The organism is Streptomyces sp. XM83C, from assembly GCF_023072675.1.
Lineage (GTDB): Bacteria > Actinomycetota > Actinomycetes > Streptomycetales > Streptomycetaceae > Streptomyces > Streptomyces thermocoprophilus.
Window position 1 is genome coordinate 1 of the sequence record NZ_JALLGL010000383.1, and the last position, 5,083, is coordinate 5,083.

At 72.4% G+C, this 5,083-nt stretch carries 4 protein-coding genes; 1 reads left to right on the forward strand and 3 read right to left on the reverse strand.

Annotated features, from left to right (window positions below):
* Positions 1-302: 302 nt before the first annotated feature.
* From pfkB to MTQ10_RS27700, 3 genes are all read right to left on the reverse strand, one after another.
* Complete coding sequence (gene pfkB / locus MTQ10_RS27690) at positions 303-1,268, reverse strand: 1-phosphofructokinase (RefSeq protein ID WP_247473013.1); 966 nt, start codon at positions 1,266-1,268, stop codon at positions 303-305.
* On the reverse strand, positions 1,265-2,026 hold the full coding sequence (locus tag MTQ10_RS27695) for a DeoR/GlpR family DNA-binding transcription regulator (RefSeq protein ID WP_247473014.1): 762 nt from the start codon (positions 2,024-2,026) through the stop codon (positions 1,265-1,267). Before MTQ10_RS27695 ends, pfkB begins: the two co-directional genes overlap by 4 nt.
* 308 nt (positions 2,027-2,334) lie before the next feature.
* Positions 2,335-3,834, reverse strand: a complete 1,500-nt coding sequence (locus MTQ10_RS27700) for an MFS transporter (RefSeq protein WP_247473015.1) — start codon at positions 3,832-3,834, stop codon at positions 2,335-2,337.
* 62 nt (positions 3,835-3,896) lie between these two features.
* Between MTQ10_RS27700 and MTQ10_RS27705 the strand changes: the two genes are divergently transcribed.
* Positions 3,897-4,859, forward strand: coding sequence for a helix-turn-helix transcriptional regulator (locus tag MTQ10_RS27705; protein ID WP_247473016.1), 963 nt, complete (start codon positions 3,897-3,899; stop codon positions 4,857-4,859).
* Positions 4,860-5,083 lie beyond the last annotated feature (224 nt).

Here is a 5,083-nt window from a genome sequence, read left to right on the forward strand (position 1 = left end):
GTGGGGAGACAGGGGCCGGCGGTACGGGGACGGGGACGGGTGCCGGTGGTACGGCGAGAGGAGCAGGCGGTACGGGGACCAGGACGGGTGCCGGTGGTACGGCGACAGGAGCAGGCGGTACGGGGACAAGAGCCGGCCGTACGGCGACCGGAGCCGGCCGTACGGGGACGGAGTCGGCCGGTACGCCGTCGCGCCGTACGGAAACGGCACCGACAGGTACCCCATGGCGCGGTACGGCCCCGAGACCGCCCTGCCCGACATCGCACCCGCCCGGCACATCACCCGGCCCGATCCCCGCCCGTTCATGACACGGCCTCCGCCGGCAGCACCGGCTCGGTCAGCAGCCGCTCGACGGGTACGTCGGCCGTGACGTGCACCGCGGCCGGGTCCAGGTCGGCCGGGGTCGGCATGACGCTGCCGGGCAGCTGTACGGCGGCGGCGCCGTGGGCGACGGCGGAGGCGAGGGCGTCGGGGCCGCTGCCGCCGGCGACGAGGAAACCGGCGAGGGAGGCGTCACCGGCGCCGACGTTGCTGCGGACGGCGTGCACGGCCGCGCTGCCGAACCAGGCGCCCGCGTCGTCGACGAGGAGCTGCCCGTCGGCGCCCAGGCTGGCGAGGACGGCGCCGGCGCCCGTGCCGCGCAGTTCCTCGGCGGCCTTCAGCGCGTCGCCCACGGTCACCAGAGGCCGGCCGACGGCCTCGGCGAGTTCCTCGGCGTTCGGTTTCACCACGTCGGGCCGGGCGCGCAGCGCCTCCAGCAGGGCGCGTCCGGAGGTGTCCAGGGCGATGCGCGCGCCCGAGGCGTGCGCCCGCGTGACGACATCGGCGTACCAGGAAGGCGCGAGGCCGCGTGGCAGGCTGCCGCAGCAGGCGATCCAGTCGGCGCCGCGGGACCGCTCGCGCACGGTGTCCAGCAGGAGTTCCTGCTCGTCGGCCGTCAGCTGCGGCCCCGGCGCGTTGATCTTCGTGAGGACGCCGTCCGCCTCGGCGAGCGCGATGTTCGACCGGGTGGCGCCCGCGACGGGCACGGGCGCGACCTCGATGCCCTGCGCGTCGAGCAGTTCGGCGACGAGCGCGCCGGGCGCACCGCCCAGGGGCAGTACGGCGACGGTGCGTCGGCCGGCCGCGGCGACGGCGCGGGAGACGTTGACGCCCTTGCCGCCGGGGTCCATGCGTTCCGTCTCCGCGCGGACGACCTCGCCGCGGTGGAGCGCCTGGACCTCGTAGGTGCGGTCCAGGGACGGGTTGGGGGTGACGGTGAGGATCATGCGCGTACTACTTCCGTGCCGCCGCGTTCGACGGTGGCGGCGTCTTCGTCGCTCAGCCCGCTGTCGGTGATCAGCAGGTCCACGTCGGTGAGGTCGCCGAAGCGGGCGAAGTGCTCCTGGCCGTGCTTGGAGGAGTCGGCGAGCAGCACCACCCGGCGGGCGGCGGCCACAGCGGCGCGTTTGACGGCGGCCTCGGCGAGGTCCGGGGTGGTCAGGCCGTGCTCGACGGAGAAGCCGTTGGCGGCCACGAACAGCGCATCGGCGCGGATCTCGGCGTACGCCCGCAGCGCCCAGGCGTCCACGGCGGCGCGCGTACGGTGCCGTACGCGCCCTCCGACGAGGTGGAGCTGGATGCCGGGGTGGTCGGCGAGGCGGGCGGCGATCGGCAGGCTGTGGGTGACGACGGTGAGGCCGGCGTCCAGCGGGATCGCGGCGGCGAGGCGGGCGACGGTCGTACCGGCGTCGAGGATCAGGGTGCCCTCGACGGGCAGTTCGGCGACGGCGGCCTTGGCGATGCGGTCCTTCTCGTCGGCGGCGGTGCCCTCGCGTTCGGTGAGGTCCGGTTCGAAGTCGAGGCGGCCCACGGGGATCGCGCCGCCGTGGACGCGGCGCACCAGCCCGGCGCGGTCCAGGGCCTTCAGGTCCCGGCGGATGGTCTCCGCGGTGACCTGGAACTCCTCGGCCAGCGACACGACGTCCACCCGGCCGCCCTCACGGGCGAGCCGGAGGATCTCCTGCTGCCGCTCGGGTGCGTACATATCCGTTCGCCTCCACCTCGATGCCCGACCACTTCCGGGTCATGCCCGAACGTGTGGTTTCCATCGGAGGCTACGCCGCCATTTCCGCGAAGTAAACAGGTTCGGGCACAACCAGGCCCGAAAACCAACCAAACGAAGATCACGGAGCGAGCCTCGAAGCGAAGACTTGAAGCGATGGCCCCGCGCGAAGGTCTCGAAGCGAGGACCCCACGCGTAGGCCTCGGAACAGAGACCGCAAGGCAAAGGCCCCGCCCCCGCCTGCGCGGGAACGGGACCTCTCACCTCAGTGCCGGACCCTGCGGCCGGCGTCAGGGCACCAGCTCCGGCTCCTTGAGCCGCTCCCCCGCCTCGACGGAGTCCGCGCCCTCGACGTGCTGCGCGGGCCGCCGCGGCAGCGCGAACATCAGCAGGAAGATCGCGATCAGTACGGCGGCCACCCAGCCCAGCGCGTACTGGAAGGCGTCCACGAACGCCGGGCCGATCTGCCGCGGCGCCAACCGGTCGCTGATCCGCCCGAAGAACACCACCGACACCAGGCCGAGACCGAGCGCGTTGCCCATCTGCTGCACGGTGTTGATCAGCCCGGACGCCGAACCGGAGTGCTCACGCGGCACCTCGGACAGCACCGCGTCCGTCAGCGGGGCGACGATCAGCCCCATGCCGACGCCCATCACGACCAGCGGCAGCGCCATCTGCCAGGAGGCGATGGCAAGGCCGTAACGCCCGGACTCCCAAATGTAGATCAGCACGCCCGCCGCCATCACCAGCGCGCCCGCTTGCAGCACACCACGGCCGAAGCGCGGGACCAGCTTCTGCACGGACAGCCCTGCCGCCGTCGACACGGCGATCGAGAACGGTACCCCGGTCAGACCGGCGCGCAGCGGGCTCCAGCCGAGCCCTACCTGCATGTACAGCGTCCACACCAGGAAGAACACACCCAGCGCCACACCGAACACCGTCTGCACGGCGATCCCCGCGGCGAAGCTCTTCACCCGGAACAGCGACAGCTCGACCAGCGGCGAGCCGTCCCGCTCACCCTTGCGCCGCTCGTACGCCACCAACAGCCCGAACACCACCACCGCACCGGCCATCGACACATACCCCCACACCGGCCAGCCCAGCTCACGGCCGCGCGTCAGCGGGTACAGCAGCATCAGCAGTCCGAGCGTCACCAGCGCCACCCCGACCAGGTCCAGTTTCAGCGCGCGCGGCGCCCGGGACTCGGTGATGAACCGGCTGCCGAGCAGCAGGCCGGCGATGCCGACGGGCAGATTGATGAGGAAGATCGGCCGCCAGGCCAGCCCGAACAGGTCCCACTCGGTCAGCAGCGCCCCGAGCAGCGGCCCCGACACGGCGCCCAGGCCGACGATCGCGCCGAACAGCCCGAACACCTTGCCGCGCTCCTCCGCGGGGAACGTGGCGTGCACGATCGACAGCACCTGCGGCACCATCATCGCCGCCATGCCGCCCTGCAGGATGCGGGAGGCGACCAGCATCTCGGGGTTGACGGCGAAGCCGCACAGCGCGGACGCGAGCGTGAACCCGCCGATGCCGACGAGGAACAGCCGCTTCCTGCCGTGGATGTCCCCCAGCCGCCCACCGGTGATGAGCCCGGCGGCGAACGCCAGGGCGTACCCGGCGGTGATCCACTGGATCTGGCTGAAGGTCGCGCCGGCCTCCTCCTGTATGGAGGGGATGGCGATATTCACGATGGTCACGTCGACCAGGTCCATGAACGCCGCGGTCATCACGATCGCCAGAGCGAACCAGCGACGCCGGTCGACAGCTGAGGTCTCGGTTGAGGTCATGCCACGAAGCTAGACCCCTATTAGGTCAGATCCGGTCCTATATCCGCGGCATCCTGTACGGCATGACAACCGACACCCCGGCACGTCTCCTCCAGCTCCTCTCCCTCCTCCAGACACCCCGCGAATGGCCGGGCGGCGAGCTGGCCGAACGTCTCGGTGTCTCCCGCCGCACGGTACGGCGCGACATCGACCGCCTGCGCGAACTGGGCTATCCCGTCCAGGCGACGATGGGCGCCGAGGGCGGCTACCGCCTGGTCGCGGGCAAGGCGATGCCGCCGCTCCTCCTCGACGACGAGGAGGCCGTCGCGATCGCCGTCGGCCTGCGCGCCGGCGCGGGCCACGCCCTGGAAGGCGTCGACGAGGCGTCCGTACGGGCCCTCGCCAAGCTCGAACAGGTCCTCCCGTCCCGGCTGCGCCACCGCGTGACCACCCTCCAGGCCGCGACCACCGCGCTGACCAGCGGAGACGGCCCGAGCATCGCCCCCGAGACACTGACGGTGATCGCCTCGGCCGTCGCGGGCCACGAGCGTCTGCGCTTCTCCTACCGGGCCGCCGACGGCACGGAGACCCGCCGCGTCTGCGAGCCGTACCGCCTGGTGTCCACGGGCCGCCGCTGGTACCTCGTCGCCTACGACCTGGACCGCGCCGACTGGCGGACCTTCCGCGTGGACCGGCTCAGCGACCCCTTCGCGACCGGCCTGCGCTTCACACCCCGCGAGCTGCCGACGGGCAGCGCGGCGGAGTACCTGCGCCGCTCGATGCAGCGACAGCAGCAGTCGTACGACTTCGAGGTCCGCTTCGACGCCCCGGCGGACAGGGTCGCCGCCCGCCTCCCGGCCTGGCTCGGCGCCCCGGAACCCCTCCCCGACGGCACCTGCCGCCTCCGCTCCACGAGCTCCGACCCGGCGGACTGGCTGGCGGTACGCCTGGCGATGCTCGGCTTCCCCTACAAGATCGAACAACCCACCACCCTCAAAGAAGCCACGCAAACCCTGGCCACCCGCCTGACCCGAGCAGCAACCTGACCCCCACCACGAACACCGGAGGGACGGGGGCATCCACGCACCCGAGGGACACGGCAAACCGCGCGCACCAGGGGCGCGGGGAACTACCGCAACCCCAAAGGGGCGCGGGGAACCGCGCGAAGAAGATCAAACCCCGCCCAGAAACCCCCGCACCGCCCTCAGATTCCGCAACGCCCCCTCCAACGGCCCCTCACTGTCGTCGCCCGCGGCCCACACCTCCACGG